Consider the following 15,161-nt stretch of genomic DNA (forward strand, 5'->3'; position numbering starts at 1 on the left):
ATGCCCATGACCTCCCCTCGCCTCGCGACCTACTCCGTCAACGGCTCTGTCCGCTATGGACTTGTCACTGACAAAGGTCTTGTCGATCTCTCGGCGCGCTTCGCCAAGGACTATCCGACCTTACGCGAAGTCATCGCGGCGGACGCCCTGCCGCGGCTGATCGAGACCGCCGCCGGCCTCTCGCCCGATCACAGCCTCGATGCCATCACCTGGCTGCCGCCCATCCCCTCGCCCGAGAAGATCATCTGCATCGGCGTCAACTATCCCGATCGCAACGCCGAATACAAGGATGGCCAGGACGCGCCGAAATATCCGTCGATGTTCATGCGCACGCCGCGCTCCTTCGTCGGCCACGCGACGCCCCTGGTGCGCCCGCGCGCCTCGCTGCAACTGGACTACGAAGGCGAGCTCGTGCTGATCATCGGCAAGGCCGGCCGTCACATCCCGGAGGCCCAGGCGCTGGATCACATCGCCGCGTTGACGCTGTGCAACGAGGGCACCATCCGCGACTGGGTGCGGCATGCCAAGTTCAACGTCACCCAGGGCAAGAACTTCGACTCCACCGGCAGCCTCGGGCCCTGGATCGTGCCCTACACCGACGAAAGCCAGATCGCCGACATCCGGCTGACGACGCACGTCAATGGCGAATTGCGCCAGGACGATCGCACGTCGCGGCTGATGTTCGGCTTCCGCTACCTCATCAACTACATCTCGACCTTCACCACGCTCATGCCCGGTGACGTGATCGTGACGGGGACGCCGACCGGCGCCGGTGCACGGTTCGACCCGCCGCGCTATCTGAAGCCCGGCGACGTCATCGAGATCGAAGCCCAGGGCGTCGGCACCTTGCGCAATGGCGTCGTCGACGAAGCTCTATAAAATCAGCAACGGAATGTCAGCATGACCACCATGACCGGCGGCGAAGCCATCGTCAGCGGGCTCGTCGCCCACGGCGTCGACACCGTGTTCGGCCTTCCTGGGGCGCAGGTCTACGGCCTGTTCGACGCCTTCCACCAGGCGCAGCTCAAGGTCGTCGGCGCCCGCCACGAACAGGCCTGCGGCTACATGGCGTTCGGCTATGCCCGCGCCAGCGGCAGGCCCGGCGTATTCAGCGTCGTTCCCGGACCCGGCGTGCTCAACGCCGGCGCGGCGTTGCTCACCGCCTTCGGCTGCAACGAGCCGGTGCTGTGTCTCACGGGCCAGGTGCCGACGGATTATCTCGGCCGTGGCCGCGGCCATCTGCACGAGATGCCCGACCAGCTCGCCACCTTGCGCACCTTCGTCAAATGGGCGGAGCGCATCGAATATCCCGACAGCGCGCCGACGCTGGTCGCGCGCGCGTTCCAGGAAATGCTGTCGGGGCGACGCGGTCCCACGGCCCTCGAGATGCCGTGGGACGTGTTCACGCAGAAGGCCGAGACAGCGGCTGCCAAGCCGTTGCCGCAGTTCGCGCCGCCGCAGCCCGATCCCGACCGCATCGCCAAGGCCGCCGGACTGATTACCTCTGCGAAAACGCCGATGATCTTCGTCGGCGCCGGCGCGATCGAGGCCCGCGAGGAGATCCTCGAGCTGGCCGAGATGATCGACGCGCCGGTCGTGGCGTTCCGGTCCGGACGCGGCATCGTCTCCAACGCGCATGAGCTCGGGCTCACCATGGCCGCCGCCTACAAGCTCTGGCCGACCACCGACCTGATGATCGGAATCGGCACCCGCATGGAGCTGCCGACCACGTTCCGCTGGCCGTTCAAGCCCGATGGTTTGAAGTCGATCCGCATCGACATCGACCCCGCCGAAATGCGGCGCCTGGTCGTCGATGCCGGCATCGTCGCCGATGCCAAGGCCGGGACGGCCGCGCTCTGGGCGGCCGTCGGCAAGGCGGGCTACCGCAAGACCTCCGGCCGCCGCGCGACCATTCGCGAGGCCAGCGCCGCGACCTTGCAGGAGATCCAGAAGGTGCAGCCGCAGATGGCCTATCTGAACGTGCTGCGCGAGGTGCTGCCGCCGGACGCCATCGTCACCGACGAATTATCGCAGGTCGGTTTCGCCTCCTGGTACGGCTTTCCGGTGTACGAGCCGCGCACCTTCATCACCTCGGGCTATCAGGGCACGCTCGGCGCGGGCTTCCCGACCGCGCTCGGCGCCAAGGTCGCGCATCCCGACAGACCGGTGGTGGCGATCACAGGCGACGGCGGCTTCATGTTCGCGGTGCAGGAGCTGGCGACGGCCGTGCAGTACAACATCGGCGTGGTCACGCTGGTGTTCAACAACAACTCGTATGGCAATGTCCGGCGCGACCAGCGCGAGCGCTTCGACGGCCGCGTCGTGGCCTCCGACCTCGTCAACCCGGATTTCGTCAAGCTCGCGGAGTCCTTCGGCGTGGCCGCGAGCCGCGTCACGGCGCCGGATCAGTTCAAATCAGCGCTGCAGAAGGCGCTCGCGCATGGCGGGCCCTATTTGATCGACGTCGAAGTGCCCCGGGATTCCGAGGTCTCGCCCTGGGCTTTCATTCATCCGGCAAAACCATAGGCCGATCGCGGTGGACGACTGGGCGGTTGCAGGGTCAGGCAGATGCCTGCCGTCCCTGCAACGCTGCCGCGGCCATCACCAGCAGGCCGGCGCCGGCCACGAACCAGCAGGCGACCGGTGCCCATTGCACCAGGGGCGCGTAGTCGGGCAGCTTCTGCAGGCCGCCGGCGACGGCGGCGATCCGCGCGAAGGTCGCCAGCGCCAGCGCCGAGAACACGAGCCCGGTCACCTTGCCCTCGGCGCCCGTCGTCCCGATCGCCAGCGCCGCGGACATCGCGCTCATCATCATGCAGCCCCAGGCGGCACCGGCGATGAACTGCGCCACGATCAGCACCGTCAGCGCACCCGCGAGCTCGGCAAGCACGATCGCAAGCGCACCAAGCAGACCGGCGATTCCCATCACCATGAGCCCGCCGCGATGCTTGACCACCACGCTGGCCGGGAACAGCACGAGGTTGAAGCCGATCCAGAACACCGGCATCAGCCATGAAAGGTCCTCCGGCCTGGCGAAGCGCAGGAAGAAGGCCGAGCTGTTGATGCTGAAATGCAGCTGGTAGCCGAGCGCGAGGATCACCATGGCGCCGATGAACAGCAGCGGCAATCCCCGCAACGGCTTGGGCTCGACCTTCAGTGTGACCTGTTTGGCCGCCGATCCGCCATCCTGCGCGATTCGCGACAGGCCGAGCGCCGTCAGCAGCAGCACGGCCGAGGAGACGATGAAGGGCAGCCGCGGATCATAGTCGCGCAGGACCACGCCGAGATACGGCGACACCGCGCCGGCCACGCCATAGCCGAGCATGACCAGCGCCATCAGGAATGGGATGGTCGGCCGCGCCGCATGGCGCCCGAGCAGGGTCAAGGGTGGCGCCCGCAGCACGGAGGAGGTCAGCGCCCACACCACGATCAGTCCGACGAAGGCGGTCGGACCGGCCGACGCCGCGACGAATGGCAGCGCGACGAACGCGCAGCAGGAGACCGCCGTCACCAGGCCGATGAAGAGGCCGAATCGCGCGGCGATCCTCCCGAACCGGTCCGCGGCGATTCCCATGGCCGTATCCGAGAGCGTGAAGATCGCCTGGTCCAGCATCAGGATCAGAACGACGGCCGAAGGGGCGATGCCGGCCTGCGCCGCGAGCTTGGGCAGATAGATCACATAGGTGGTCCACAGCAGGCTGAAGACCAGTTGCAGCAGCGCCAGATGAAGTCCGAGGCGCGTCGCCCCCGACGCGCGCTCGTCCGAAAGTTCGACAGTGCTCATGGCCCCTCTCCGTGGCGCAGCATAGAGCCAGGGATGCCCATTGCAAAATGAGGAAGGTCACAGAGCGGCCAGGACTAGCGCGCGCGGCGAAACGTCAGGTTGACGCGCTGGCGGCCGAGTTGTGCATGCTCGCCATCGGCGAGCGGCGCGACCCCGTGAAAGGCGAGCCGCGCCGGACCGCCCCACACGACGACGTCGCCATGGACCAGCCGATGGCGCTGCGTCTTGTCGGTGCGTTTCAGACCCCCGAACAGGAACGTCGCCGGCAGCCCGAATGATACCGAGACGATCGGCGCCCCCAGATCCTGCTCGTCGCGATCCTGGTGCAGCGACATCCTCGCGCCCGGCTCGTAGCGGTTGATCAGGCAGGCATCGGGCGCGAAGGCGGCAAAGCCGGCGTCGGTTGCGGCCTGCTCGGCAAGCTGCCGAAACAGCGGCGGCATCGCCGGCCAGGGCTGGCCACTGTCCGGATCGCGGGCATCGTAGCGGTAGCCGCTGCGGTCCGTCACCCAGCCGACCGGGCCGCAATTGGTCATCGCCACCGACATCTGATGGCCACCCGGCGTCACCATGCGGCGGAACGGCGCCTGCGCCGTGATCGCCTCGATGGCAGAGATCAGCTCGGTCTCCTGTGGCCGCGCGAAGCCGCGCAGCAGCATTGCCCCGGGCGCGAGCGGCTCGCGCGCCGGTCCAGCCGCCTCCAGGCCATCGAACAGATCAGCCGTCATCCGCCTCACTTCGCATCGTGAAAGATCACGCCGAGCGTATGCCGCCGGCCTGAGCGCAGCCGACTAACGCCATGGCGCATGGTGACCCGGTAGCTGCCGCGCGTGCCCTGCACCGGACGCTGGTGGACAGCGAACACCACGGCATCGCCCTGGCGCAACGGCACCACCTCGGCGCGCGACTGCATCCGCGGCCGCTGCTCGGTCAGCACGAACTCGCCGCCCGCGAAGTCGCGCCCCGGCTCGGACAGCAGGATCGCGACCTGCAGCGGAAACACGTGCTCGCCATAGAGATCCTGGTGCAGGCAGTTGTAGTCGCCTTCGACATATTGCAACAGCAGCGGCGTCGGCCTCGTCTGACCGGCAGCATGGCAGCGGGCGAGAAACGCGGTGTGATCGTCGGAATATTGCACGTCGATGCCCACGGTCGCATTCCAGCGATTGGCGACCGGAACCAGGCCGGCATAGAGCTGCGGCCGCAGCTTCGCGACCGGCTCCGGCAGCGGATAGCTGAAATATTTGTACTCGCCGCGCCCGAACCCGTGCCGCGCCATCACCACGCGGCTGCGGAAATGCGCGTCATCCGGATAAAGCGCCGCCAGCGCGCGGCATTCATCGGGCGACACGAGCTGCGGCAACACAGCGCAGCCGCTGGCATCGAGATCACGTTCGACCACTGGCCAATCGATCGCATCGATCCCGGTCGCGACGGGAGAAGCGAGGTCGGGCACTGCGTGCGTGAGTCTGGCCATGCAATTCATCCCAGTTGTCATTCCGGGGCGGCGCGCAGCGACGCGCCCGGAATCCATACTCACGATCGTGGTTATGGATTCCGGGCCTGCGCGCAAGGGCGCGGATCCCGGAATGACGAGGATGCGACAGAAGGGGCGCAGCGCCCACCCGTTTCCTGGACATTTTGGCGATATCACGCAGGAAAGACCTGATGAACCAGGACGCATCCCAAGGAACCAATCTTCCGACGATGCCACGTTCCCGCACCCAATGCGTCTTCATCCTGTTCGGCAAAACGATCCTGGCCGTGCTCTCGCTCGCCGTCATGCTGCTGCTCTACGCCGAAGGCTATGTGATCTGGTACTTCGAATATGGCCTCGGCCTGCCCACCGAGAGCCAGCTTGCGGCTCTCCCTACCACAGGCCCGCTCTGTACGACGAAACCGGGAAGCTCCTATGTGCCGCTCTCAGAGATTCCGCACCTGGTCCGGAACGCCGTCGTCGCCTCCCAGGATCGCGACTTCTACGAACGACGGTCGATCGGCCCGCTGGCACGGCTCGCATCCGAGATCGTGGCCGGTCGTCAGCCGGGCAATTCGAGCATCATCCACGCGGTCAGCCGCGATTGTCTCTGGACGCTGGTTCCGGACTGCTGCAAGGGACCGAGCCTGGAATGGCAGCTCGGCACACAGGTCTTCATGGGCCGTATCGAGCGCACGTTCACGCGCGACCGCATCCTCGAGGCCTATCTCAACAATGCCTATTTCGGCCGCGGCGCCTTTGGTGCTGCAGACGCCGCCACGGCCTATTTCGGCAGATCCATCGCCAGCCTCGACATCGGCGAGATCGCCTGGCTCATCACCCGGCTGCGAATTCCGAGGCCTACGCGATACGACCAGGAGCGCCGCGATCGCGTCATCGACACGATGCTGGCGGCCGGCCTGATCGACCAGGCGCAGGCGGCAGCGGCGAAAGCCGTCCAGCCTCCCACCAGCGGCGGCCCGCCACGCAATCCCTGATCACGGCTCGCGTTCGGAACGCAGAAGCTGTGGCCGGTGCAGCGCGAGCCATCGGCGTCGTCGACAGTCATACCGAAGCCGAGCCAGTAATAGCCATGCGCGTCGATCTCACTCACCGCGCATGATTGGCCGAAGAAGCCGCGCATCTCCGCCTGCTCGCTCGCGGGCAGATCATGCAGCAGCCAGTCGGGCAGGCCGAGCAGCCTCACGCGGTCCCCGACCCGGATGTCATCCGACACCGCGCCCTCCTCAGCCCCGCACCGCGCCCTCGATCCCCGCCGCGATCTCCAGCAGCTTGCGGTCGTGGCCGCCGGACTGCGCCAGCATCAGGCCGACGGGCACTTCGCCATGGCGGTGCGCCGGGAGCGAGATGGCGCAGCCGTCGATCATGTTGATGAAGGTGCAGTTGCGCAGCGCCCGGACGTTCTCGCGGGCGAAGGCCTGGTCGTCGGCGAGATCGGCGATTTTCGGCGGCGCGTTGGCGGTGGTCGGCATCACCAGCGCGTCGTAGGGCGCGATCCGCGCGGCGGCGCGCGTCACCAGCGAGCGGCGGGCGTTGAGCATCTCGATGTAGTCGGGCACGGTGATCGCCTCGCCGCGCATGATGCGCACCGAGACGCGCGGATCATAGACGTCGCCCTTGGCCGCCAGCAGGAAGCGGTGCCAGGCATAGCTCTCGGCGGCGGCGAAGCCGCCCTTTGCGCCGATGATGCCGACGTCGAGGAACTCCGGGAATTCGATGCGCGCGATCAGCGCGCCCTGCTTCGCCAGGCTCTCCAGCGCGCGTTCGAACGTCGCGGCCACCTCGGCATCGAGCTCGTCCAGCACGATGGTGGTGGGCACGGCGAGCCGCAGGCCCTTCACCGGACGTGATGCCAGCGGCCGGATCGGCTCGTCGGCCAGCACGGAATCGAGCACGGCGCAGCACGCCACGGTGTTGGCGAGCGGGCCGAAGCTGTCGAGCGTGGTCGACAGCGGCACGCCGCCGTCGAGTGGCACGCGGGCCTGCGTCGGCTTGTAGCCGACGATGCCGTTGAACGCCGCCGGGATGCGGCAGGAGCCGCCGGTGTCGGTGCCGAGCGCACCATAGGCCATGCGATCGACGATGGAGACCGCGGCGCCCGACGACGAGCCGCCGGGCACGTAGCCAACGTCGCGCTTCCAGGCGCTCTTCGGCGTGCCGTAATGCGGGTTGATGCCGATGCCGGAGTAGGCGAACTCGGTCATGTTGGTGCGGCCGATCACGACGAAGCCGGCCCGGCGCAGCCGCGCCACCGCCGGCGCATCGGCCTCGGCCGGCGCGGAATCCTCCAGCGCCCGCGAGCCGGCGCGGGTGACCTGGCCCTTGATGTCGAACAGATCCTTGATCGACACCGGAATGCCGGCGAAGGGCGACGGCGCGGCATTGGCCTTGCGCAGCGCGTCCATGCCATCAGCGGCAGCCAGCGCCGCCTCCTTGTCGACATGGATGAAGGCGCGCTGGCCTTCGCCGACGGGATCGGCGATCCGGGCCAGACATTCCTCCACGAGCTTACGGGACGACGTGCGGCCGGCGGCGAGATCGTCGGCCAGCGCGGCCAGGGTCGGAATTGAAACGGTCATGGCATCCTATCGCGTGTCTGCGGCATCGGCCGAAATATCCAGATCGAGCAGCGCGGAACTCAGCGACTTGCCGTGCGCATCCAGCGCGAGCGAACGGGTGACCCCGCCGCCGAGCGCCCGGCTCATCACGAAGTTCAGCGCCGCAATGTTGGGCAGCTCATAGCGGACCACCTCGCCCTGGACAATGCCGGCGAAGTGCGCCTTCACCCGCTCCGCCGTGACTTGTGCGAGCAGCAGCGGGTAGTCCCTGGGGTCGTAGGCGATGACCGAGATGTTCGAGGTGTCACCCTTGTCGCCGGTCCTGGAATGGGCGATGTCACGCAGCTTCATCTCGTCTCCGATCATACTCCACGCATCAAAGACCAATTTTCATCAGGCGGCAATTGCCCTCCCAAACACCTCTGCGCCTCCCGGAGGGCCGCATGCGCGGCGTGATGGACCGTTGACGCGTCTGCGTCAAATGGCGCATCACGGATGCAAAGGAGCGGGCGACGGAGCCCGCCGCAGGGAGGATCAACCCGGATGGCCGAGCCGATGCGCGCACGTCCCAAACCGACGCCGGAGACGCAGCATTTCTGGGACGGCACCCGGGCCGGTGAGTTGCGGCTGCAGCGCTGCGACGCCTGCGCCCACGTCTACTTCCCGCCGCGCCCGTTCTGTCCGGCCTGCGCCAGCCGCAAGGTCAGCGTCTTCAAGGCCACGGGCAAAGGCACGCTCTACAGCTACGTCATCAACCATCGTCCCCCTGCACCTGGCTTCACGCCGCCTTACGCCATTGCCGTCGTGGCGCTCGAAGAGGGCCCGCGCATGATGAGCAACATCACGGGCTGCCCGCAGACGCCGGAGGCGTTGGAGCTCGACATGGCCCTCGAAGTCACATTCGAGACGTTGGACGAGCAGATCACCCTGCCCCTGTTCCGGCCGGCGAAAGGATAACGCCATGCGTCGAAACCAGGTTGCCGTGGTCGGCGCGGCCGAGACCACCGAGCTCGGTGTCATCCCGACGATGTCGCAGATCCAGCTGCATGCGGACGCGGCACTGAATGCGATCGCCGATGCCGGGCTGAAGCTGTCGGACATCGACGGCTTCGCCACCGCCGTCGAGACGCCGCAGCAGATCTGCCATTACCTCGGCATCACACCGACCTGGGTCGATGGCACCTCGGTCGGCGGCTGCTCCTTCATGCTGCATGTCCGCCACGCCGCGGCTGCGATCGAAGCCGGCCTGTGCAAGACCGTGCTGATCACCCATGCCGAGAGCGGCAAATCGATGATCGGCAAGCTGCCGCGCTCGATTGCGCCGGATAGCCTGCAGGGCCAGTTCGAGGCGCCGTTCGGCGTCTACGGCCCGCCCAGCATGTTCCCGATCCCCGTGCTGCGCTACATGAAGACCTACGGCATCACCCATGAGCAGTTGGCGATGGTTGCGGTCGTACAGCGCGAATGGGCGGCAAAGAATCCGCGCGCGATGATGAAGGACCCGATCACCGTCGACGACGTCCTGAACTCGCGCATGATCGCCTACCCGTTCCGCCTGCTGCAGTGCTGCCTCGTCACCGATGGCGGCGGCGCGCTGATCCTGACCTCGGCCGATCGCGCCAAGGATTTTCCGCGCAAGCCGGTGTACATTCTCGGCACAGGCGAAAGCGTGGAGACGCCGATGGTCAGCCAGATGGAGACGTTCAATTCGTCGCGTGCCTTCAAGGTCGCGGGCCCCCTCGCCTTCAAGGAGGCCGGCATTGGCCACGCCGATGTCGATCATCTCATGATCTACGACGCCTTCGCGCATCTGCCGCTGTTCGGGCTCGGCGATCTCGGCTTCATGCCGCATGAGGAGACCGGGCCGTTCATCGCAGCCGGACATACGCGGCCGGGCGGCAAGCTGCCGCTCAACACCAATGGCGGCGGCCTGTCCTACATGCATTCGGGCATGTACGGCATGTATGCGCTGCAGGAGAGCGTGCGCCAGATGCGCGGCATCGCGCCGGCGCAGGTGCCGGGAGCCAAGGTCTCGGTGTGTCACGGCGTCGGCGGCATGTTCGCCGCATCGGGCACGATCATCTTCACGAACGAGAGATAGCAGCCTCCGTCATTCCGGGGCGCGCGGCACGTGCGAACCCGGAATCTCGAGATGCCGGATCTGGTGCTTCGCACCATCCCGGAATGACGGAGCAAAACAGGAGAAGACTCATGACCAAATCGCTCCAGGACAAAGTCGTCATCGTCACCGGCGCCGGCCGCGGCATCGGGCGCGAGATCGCGCTGCTGTGCGCCGCCGAAGGCGCCAAGGTCGTCGTCAACGATCCCGGCGTCGCGTCCGACGGCTCGGGCACCAGCGCCGCGCCGGCTGAGGAAGTGGTCGAGGAGATCAGGAAGCGCGGCGGCACGGCGGTGGCGAATTTCGAGAGCGTGTCCGAAGCGATCCCCGCCAGCAAGATCGTGAAGGCCGCGACCGACCACTTCGGCAAGCTCGACGGCGTGGTCAACAATGCCGGCATCCTGCGCGACATGATCTTCCACAAGATGAGCATCGAGGCGTTCGAAGCCGTCATCAAGGTCCACCTGATGGGCTCGTTCTACGTCGCGCACTCCGCCGCGCGGCTGTTCCGCGAGCAGGAGAGCGGCTCCTTCGTCCACTTCACCTCGACCTCGGGGCTGATCGGCAATTATGGCCAGGCCAACTACGCCGCGGCGAAGCTCGGCATCGTCGGCCTGTCGAAGTCGATCGCGCTCGACATGGGCCGCTTCAACGTGCGCTCCAATTGCGTCTCGCCGTTCGCCTGGAGCCGCATGATCGGCACCATCCCGGCGGAGACCGAGGCCGAGAAGGAGCGCGTCGAACGCATGAAGCGGATGGGGCCCGAGAAGATCGCGCCCGTCGTCGCCTATCTGCTAGGCGATGCCTCGAAGGACGTCACCGGCCAGATCTTCGCCGTTCGCATGAACGAGATCTTCCTGATGAGCCAGTCGCGCCCGCTGCGCTCGGTGCACCGCGGCGAGGGCTGGACGCCGCAGACCATTGCGGAGCATGGCATGCCGGCGCTGAAGCCGTCGTTCTACAAGCTCGATCGTTCCGCCGACGTGTTCGGCTGGGACCCGATCTGAGATTGCAGCGCCGAAATTCCGCTTGCGGCGCACACCATCTCAAGTTGTTTTTTATCCAAACGACCCGCGCGCCGCCATGATTTCGTCGTATGGTCGCCTCCCAACAAAAAGTCGGGAGGACACAGATGACGAATTCACGACACGACGGCGCACCGGACTTGTCGGTCGCAGCTCACGGCTTCAACCGGCGCAGACTGCTGAAAGGAGCCGCGGCTTTCGCCGCTGCTTCAACAGTCACGACTGCGTCGGCCGCAACCGTCACGCCGCCGGGCCAGACGGGGGCGCCGACAATCTCGACGGACCCGCTGCCGCTCGGTCCCTTGCCGGGCAGCCGCTATCCGGACTCTCATCTGGAGTCGGCGAAGAAGCCCAAGCTGTCATTCGGGCCGGCGGAATTTCCGGCCTTCGCAGGCACTATGGCCGTCGAGCGCGTCGCCACCGGAATGCGCTGGGCCGAAGGCCCGGTCTATTTTGCTGCTGGCCGCTATGTGCTGTTCAGCGACATCCCGAACAATCGCATCATGCGCTTCTCCGAGGACGATGGTCATCTCAGCGTCTATCGACAACCGTCGATGAATTCGAACGGCAACACCATCGATCGGGAAGGACGGCTGATCACCTGCGAGCACAGCGGCCGACGGGTCACCCGCACCGAGCTTGACGGCTCGATCACGATCATCGCCGACAGCTACAATGGCAAGCGCTTGAACTCGCCCAACGATGCGGTGGTCGCGGCCGACGGCGCAATATGGTTCACCGATCCGGTCTACGGCATCGGTGGTTTCTATGAGGGCCTCAAGGCGCAGCCCGAGCAGGACAAGCACAATGTCTATCGGGTCGATCCGAAATCGGGAGAGGTGAAGGTTGTGGTCGACGACTTCGTCGAACCCAACGGGCTGGCCTTCTCGCCCGACGAGAAGAAACTCTACATCATCGACACCGGCTTCACCGACGGGCCGGACAATCCCGCACACATCCGCGTATTCGACGTCGATCACGCGGCCGGCAAGCTGGCCAACAGCAAGGTGTTCGCCGAAATGCCGAAGCCAAGCATCTCCGACGGTGTCCGATGCGACCGCGACGGACGGGTCTGGTGCTCCGTGGGTTGGGGTGATCCGAACGAGGACGGCGTGCGCTGCTATGCCCCGGACGGAACGTTGCTGGGCAAGATTCATATACCTGAAACGGTCGCCAACCTTTGCTTCGGCGGCCAGCAGCGCAATCGACTCTACATCTGCGGCTCAACATCGCTCTATGCGGTGTATACGAGTGCACAAGGCGCTCTGAAGCCCTGATCCGCAGACAGCTGATGTGTCGGGCTGGCGAGGAGCTCATTGTCCTCGCCAGTCCGCGTTCGTCGCGTCAGCCCGTATTCCTCAGCCCCGCCGAGATGCCGTTGATAGTCAGCTGAATCCCGCGCAGCACCTGCTCGTCCGGGTTCTGGGCGCGGTGCGCCTTCAAGAGCTCGACCTGCACGTGGTTGAGCGGATCGAGATAGGGAAAGCGGTTGCGCACCGAGCGCTCGAGCAGCGGGTTGCCCTGCAACAGACGCTCCTGCCCGGTGATGTCGAGCAAGGTCTCGATCACCAGATTCCATTCACGGCGGATGCGGCCGAAGATCTTTTCCCGCAGGGCCTCGTCGGGGACCAGCTCCGCATAGCGCGAGGCGATCGCGATCGAGCTCTTGGCGAGCACCATGTCCATGTTCGACAACAGCATGCGGAAGAACGGCCATTCCCGGTAGAGCTCGCGCAGGAACGGCATGCCCTGCTCCGGATTCTCCGCGATCCAGGTCTCGACCGCGCTGCCGAAGCCGTACCAGCCCGGCAGCATCAACCGGCACTGCGCCCAGGAGAACACCCAGGGGATGGCGCGCAGATCCTCGATCGCGCGGGTCTTCTTGCGCGAGGCTGGGCGGCTGCCGATGTTCAAGGTCGCGATCTCGTTGATGACGGTCGAGGCCCAGAAATAGTCGACGAAGCCGTCGGTCTCGTAGACCAGGCCGCGATAGGCCTTGAACGCGAGCTCCGAGAGCCGGTCCATCGCGGTGAGATATTCGCGCTTTGGCGCCGGCTGGCGCGGATGCAGCAGGCTGGCCTCGAGCGTCGCCGCGGCGAGGATCTCCAGATTGTTGCGGCCGACCTCGGCATTGGAATATTTGCTGGAGATGATCTCGCCCTGCTCGGTGATCCGGATCTGGCCGTTCACGGCGCCCCCGGGCTGCGCGATGATGGCATCGTAGCTCGGGCCACCGCCGCGGCCGACCGAGCCGCCGCGGCCGTGGAACAGCCTGAGCCGGATGCCATGGCGTTCGAAGATGTCGACCAGGCCGATCTCGGCCTTGTAGAGCTCCCAGCCCGAGGTGACGAAGCCGCCATCCTTGTTGCTGTCGGAATAGCCGAGCATGACCTCCTGCACGGCGCCGCGGCTGTCGACCAGGCGGCGATAGTCATGCAGCGCCAGCATGCGATCCATGATGCCGCTGGACGCCTGCAGGTCCTCGATGGTCTCGAACAGCGGCACGATGTTGACGGCGCAGCGGCCCGATGGATCGATCAGGCCGACCTCCTTGAGCAGCAACGCCACCTCGAGCATGTCCGACATGCCCTTGCACATCGAGATGATGCACTGGGAGATCACGTCGGCGCCGAACGTCGCATGCGCCTCGGCGGCGGCGCGGAACAGCGCGAGCTCGCCGACGGTTTCGTCGCTGTACTTCACGAACTGCGAGACCAGTGGCCTGGCATTGCGCAGCTCGCTGACCAGCAGGCCGACGCGGGCATCCTCGCTGAGCGCCATGTAGGACATGCCGGGCATCGCGGTGTCGATCAGCTCGGCGACGGTGCGCTCGTGCACCGCCGAGTTCTGGCGGATGTCGAGCCGGGCCAGATGGAAGCCGAAACAGTCGACCGCGCGCCGGAGCATGCGCAGCCGGCCGCGCGCAATGACCTCGGCATTGTTGGCGATCAGCGAGCGATGCAGCACGTCGAGATCGTCCTGCAACTCTTTGACGCTGTCGTAAGGCGCGACCGCCGCCACCGGCAGGCGGCTGATTTGGATGCCGAGCTTCTTCGCGGTGGCCGCCAGCCGCGCATAGATGCCGGACACCGCGAGACGATACGGCTCACCACGACGATGCGGCGACGTGTCCGGCGAGCGCTCGGCCAGCGCGCGCAGCTCCTCGGAGACATCGGCGAGATGCGCCGCAATGGACAGCTCGCTGCCGAGCAGATGCAGCTCCTCCAGATAGTAATGCAGCGCCAGGCTGGATTGCAGCTTGAGCGTTCCGCGCATGACCTCGGCGGTCACGAACGGATTGCCGTCGCGGTCGCCGCCGATCCAGCTCCCCATCCGCAGGAACGAGGCGAGATCGCCCGCCACCTCCGCGCCGTCGTTGAGCCGATCTTCCAGCGTGCACAGCAGCCGCGGCACCTCGCGCAGGAAGGTGTAGTCGTAGAACGACAGACCGTTGGTGACCTCGTCGAGCACCGTCAGCTTGGTCCGGCGCAGCAGGTTGGTCTGCCACAAGGTCAGCACGGCGCGGCGCAGCGCCTCGTCATTGGCCTCGCGCTCATCCGGCGTCAACTGCATCCGCTCGCGGCGGTCGAGCAGCATCGCGATCTCCATCTCGCGATCCATCGTGCTCTTGCGCCGCACCTCGGTGGGGTGCGCGGTCAGGACCGGGCTGACCAACGCGGTGGAGAAGAACTTGCGCAGCTCCGCCGCCTCGAAGCCGGCCGACTTGGCGTGGGCGAGCGTCGCCGCCAGCATGCCATTGCCGCCGTTGGCGTCGCTCTTGGCGCGCATGCGGCGAATGTTGTTCTGGTCCTCGGCGATGTTGGCGAGATGGGAGAAATAGCTGAAGGCGCGGACGATGCGGACGGTCTCCGCGGTCGACATGCCGTCGAGGATCTGCTCCAGCTCGCGCCGCGCCTGGCGGTCCTCGTCGCGATGGAAGCGCACCGAGGTCTGGCGTATCAGCTCGACGAGGTCGAAGACGTCGGCGCCCTCCTGGTCGCGAACGGTGTCGCCGAGGATGCGGCCGAGCAGCCGGATGTCGTCCCGAAGCCGCGCATCCTCCTCCATGGCCTGCGCCTCGGCGGCGCGGTTGGGACGGATTTCCTCTGGTATGGCTTGCGGCGACATGGATGCGCTCTCCAGCAGCTGCCCATTTACGGGTCAGTCTGCCGTATCC

At 66.4% G+C, this 15,161-nt stretch carries 13 protein-coding genes; 7 read left to right on the forward strand and 6 right to left on the reverse strand.

The features are described from left to right. Window positions 1-6: 6 nt before the first annotated feature. On the forward strand, window positions 7-879 hold the full coding sequence (locus QW845_RS09290) for a fumarylacetoacetate hydrolase family protein (protein ID WP_315801286.1): 873 nt from the start codon (window positions 7-9) through the stop codon (window positions 877-879). A gap of 21 nt (window positions 880-900) precedes the next feature. Then, window positions 901-2,526: a thiamine pyrophosphate-dependent enzyme gene (locus tag QW845_RS09295; protein ID WP_315801287.1), complete on the forward strand. Its 1,626-nt coding sequence runs from the start codon at window positions 901-903 to the stop codon at window positions 2,524-2,526. Between the two features lie 34 nt (window positions 2,527-2,560). Here the strand turns inward: QW845_RS09295 and QW845_RS09300 are convergent, their stop codons facing one another. The 3 genes from QW845_RS09300 to QW845_RS09310 all read right to left on the reverse strand — a co-directional run bounded on the left by QW845_RS09300 (window position 2,561) and on the right by QW845_RS09310 (window position 5,261). Next, a complete protein-coding gene (locus QW845_RS09300) occupies window positions 2,561-3,784 on the reverse strand; it encodes an MFS transporter (protein WP_315801288.1) in 1,224 nt (407 codons plus the stop codon). A gap of 74 nt (window positions 3,785-3,858) precedes the next feature. Beyond that, window positions 3,859-4,512: a DNA oxidative demethylase AlkB gene (gene alkB, locus QW845_RS09305; protein ID WP_315801289.1), complete on the reverse strand. Its 654-nt coding sequence runs from the start codon at window positions 4,510-4,512 to the stop codon at window positions 3,859-3,861. Between the two features lie 5 nt (window positions 4,513-4,517). After that, entirely contained in the window at window positions 4,518-5,261 is a 744-nt protein-coding gene (locus QW845_RS09310; RefSeq protein WP_315801290.1) for a 2OG-Fe(II) oxygenase, read from the reverse strand. 230 nt (window positions 5,262-5,491) lie between these two features. Between QW845_RS09310 and QW845_RS09315 the strand changes: the two genes are divergently transcribed. Continuing rightward, window positions 5,492-6,259, forward strand: coding sequence for a transglycosylase domain-containing protein (locus QW845_RS09315; RefSeq protein ID WP_315801291.1), 768 nt, complete (start codon window positions 5,492-5,494; stop codon window positions 6,257-6,259). 249 nt (window positions 6,260-6,508) lie between these two features. Here the strand turns inward: QW845_RS09315 and QW845_RS09320 are convergent, their stop codons facing one another. Together QW845_RS09320 and QW845_RS09325 are read right to left on the reverse strand one after the other, a co-directional pair. After that, window positions 6,509-7,861 (reverse strand): amidase, encoded by a 1,353-nt coding sequence (locus QW845_RS09320; protein ID WP_315801292.1) that lies wholly within the window; start codon window positions 7,859-7,861, stop codon window positions 6,509-6,511. Window positions 7,862-7,867: 6 nt separating this feature from the next. Then, window positions 7,868-8,191, reverse strand: a complete 324-nt coding sequence (locus tag QW845_RS09325) for a hypothetical protein (protein ID WP_315801293.1) — start codon at window positions 8,189-8,191, stop codon at window positions 7,868-7,870. Between the two features lie 192 nt (window positions 8,192-8,383). Here QW845_RS09325 and QW845_RS09330 point away from each other — a divergent pair, with 192 nt between their 5' ends. The 4 genes from QW845_RS09330 to QW845_RS09345 all read left to right on the forward strand — a co-directional run bounded on the left by QW845_RS09330 (window position 8,384) and on the right by QW845_RS09345 (window position 12,261). Then, window positions 8,384-8,797, forward strand: a complete 414-nt coding sequence (locus QW845_RS09330; RefSeq protein WP_315801294.1) for a Zn-ribbon domain-containing OB-fold protein — start codon at window positions 8,384-8,386, stop codon at window positions 8,795-8,797. A gap of 4 nt (window positions 8,798-8,801) precedes the next feature. Continuing rightward, window positions 8,802-9,941: a thiolase C-terminal domain-containing protein gene (locus tag QW845_RS09335; RefSeq protein ID WP_315801295.1), complete on the forward strand. Its 1,140-nt coding sequence runs from the start codon at window positions 8,802-8,804 to the stop codon at window positions 9,939-9,941. Window positions 9,942-10,051: 110 nt separating this feature from the next. After that, a complete protein-coding gene (locus QW845_RS09340) occupies window positions 10,052-10,966 on the forward strand; it encodes an SDR family oxidoreductase (RefSeq protein ID WP_315801296.1) in 915 nt (304 codons plus the stop codon). Window positions 10,967-11,382: 416 nt separating this feature from the next. Further along, complete coding sequence (locus tag QW845_RS09345) at window positions 11,383-12,261, forward strand: SMP-30/gluconolactonase/LRE family protein (RefSeq protein WP_315801386.1); 879 nt, start codon at window positions 11,383-11,385, stop codon at window positions 12,259-12,261. 67 nt (window positions 12,262-12,328) lie between these two features. Here QW845_RS09345 and ppc read toward each other — a convergent pair whose 3' ends face one another. Beyond that, window positions 12,329-15,112: a phosphoenolpyruvate carboxylase gene (gene ppc / locus QW845_RS09350; RefSeq protein WP_315801297.1), complete on the reverse strand. Its 2,784-nt coding sequence runs from the start codon at window positions 15,110-15,112 to the stop codon at window positions 12,329-12,331. Window positions 15,113-15,161: the final 49 nt, after the last annotated feature.

The sequence above is a fragment of the Bradyrhizobium sp. SZCCHNS3002 genome (assembly GCF_032377435.1).
GTDB lineage: Bacteria > Pseudomonadota > Alphaproteobacteria > Rhizobiales > Xanthobacteraceae > Bradyrhizobium.

Coding starts and splice junctions, on each gene's coding strand:
- QW845_RS09300 (WP_315801288.1), bottom strand. CDS start 3,784: ATGAGCACTGTCGAACTTTCGGACGAGCGCGCGTCGGGGGCGACGCGC.
- QW845_RS09345 (WP_315801386.1), top strand. CDS start 11,383: ATGGCCGTCGAGCGCGTCGCCACCGGAATGCGCTGGGCCGAAGGCCCG.
- ppc (WP_315801297.1), bottom strand. CDS start 15,112: ATGTCGCCGCAAGCCATACCAGAGGAAATCCGTCCCAACCGCGCCGCC.
- QW845_RS09290 (WP_315801286.1), top strand. CDS start 7: ATGACCTCCCCTCGCCTCGCGACCTACTCCGTCAACGGCTCTGTCCGC.
- QW845_RS09330 (WP_315801294.1), top strand. CDS start 8,384: ATGGCCGAGCCGATGCGCGCACGTCCCAAACCGACGCCGGAGACGCAG.
- QW845_RS09310 (WP_315801290.1), bottom strand. CDS start 5,261: ATGGCCAGACTCACGCACGCAGTGCCCGACCTCGCTTCTCCCGTCGCG.
- QW845_RS09315 (WP_315801291.1), top strand. CDS start 5,492: ATGCCACGTTCCCGCACCCAATGCGTCTTCATCCTGTTCGGCAAAACG.
- QW845_RS09320 (WP_315801292.1), bottom strand. CDS start 7,861: ATGACCGTTTCAATTCCGACCCTGGCCGCGCTGGCCGACGATCTCGCC.
- QW845_RS09295 (WP_315801287.1), top strand. CDS start 901: ATGACCACCATGACCGGCGGCGAAGCCATCGTCAGCGGGCTCGTCGCC.
- alkB (WP_315801289.1), bottom strand. CDS start 4,512: ATGACGGCTGATCTGTTCGATGGCCTGGAGGCGGCTGGACCGGCGCGC.
- QW845_RS09340 (WP_315801296.1), top strand. CDS start 10,052: ATGACCAAATCGCTCCAGGACAAAGTCGTCATCGTCACCGGCGCCGGC.
- QW845_RS09325 (WP_315801293.1), bottom strand. CDS start 8,191: ATGAAGCTGCGTGACATCGCCCATTCCAGGACCGGCGACAAGGGTGAC.
- QW845_RS09335 (WP_315801295.1), top strand. CDS start 8,802: ATGCGTCGAAACCAGGTTGCCGTGGTCGGCGCGGCCGAGACCACCGAG.